The 828-nt window shown below is 52.3% G+C and carries 1 protein-coding gene; it reads left to right on the top strand.

Annotated elements, in window-relative coordinates; translation table 11 throughout:
• Nucleotides 1-538: 538 nt before the first annotated feature.
• Nucleotides 539-694, top strand: coding sequence for a hypothetical protein (locus tag BN1241_RS12640; protein ID WP_154665168.1), 156 nt, complete (start codon nucleotides 539-541; stop codon nucleotides 692-694).
• Nucleotides 695-828: the final 134 nt, after the last annotated feature.

Here is an 828-nt window from a genome sequence, read left to right as displayed (position 1 = left end):
AAACACCTCATGCACCACCCAGGAGGTGATCATGGCGACCAACACCAGCTAACCGCCTAACCCAAAACCCCGAACTTCATACCGAGCCGAAAGCTAGACCGCTACACCACTACACGGGACTTGACCTGCCACCGTTCTCTTTGTCGGCTCGTCCTGGACCCATCATGTGCCAGTATTGCGGCAATATTTTTGTCAATACAGCTCCCCGTGGAGCTTCGCTGGCACCTTGCACAACTTCCTAGGCGGTAGCTTTAGAACCCATTTTCAAGTGTCAAGATAAAAACATGGCTAGGTAATCATATTGGGTATACCACTGGCACTATTGGAAGTTGTATACCTGTCATGGTGTTACGCAGAAAGGAGGAAGCAAGGGATTACTTGGGAGAAATCCTCATTGGAGTCGGAGCAGTGCTCGGCAGAATCGTTCAAATCATCAAAGCAATCCGCAAAACCAAAGACAAGGATTAAAAGCCAGGGTCCGAGATAGAAACAGTATCTCGGACCCCGGCCCTCTTAGTATCCCATTGCGGACAACGCCATGAAACAAATACTCGGACTTATCCCCATCGCCATCGGCGCGATCGGTGTCTTCACCGACATCCTCCAAGGCCTAACGATCCCACTTGGACTCATCGCACTGACCTGTGGAGCCTTCGCACTCAAAGACGCAGTCAGGCCCGCCCGTGACCACTGAATACCTTTGGGCTGTGTCAAGAATCTTGAACAGTCGTTAGTGTTTTTCTTCTTTCACGCTGCCGTGGCAGCGAGGTCTTTCTCGTGGTCTTGCCAGGTCTGGACCGGGGTGCGGTAGCCGAGAGCGCAGTGCCG

Origin of the sequence: Flaviflexus massiliensis, from assembly GCF_001375495.1 — a bacterium.
In the GTDB taxonomy this organism is placed as follows: Bacteria; Actinomycetota; Actinomycetes; order Actinomycetales; family Actinomycetaceae; genus Flaviflexus; species Flaviflexus massiliensis.
Note: the sequence above shows the minus strand (reverse complement) of the source record. Positions and strands in the feature narration are given on the sequence as shown.

Excerpts from the sequence above, each read along its gene's own strand:
- BN1241_RS12640 (WP_154665168.1), top strand. The coding sequence starts at position 539 with ATGAAACAAATACTCGGACTTATCCCCATCGCCATCGGCGCGATCGGT.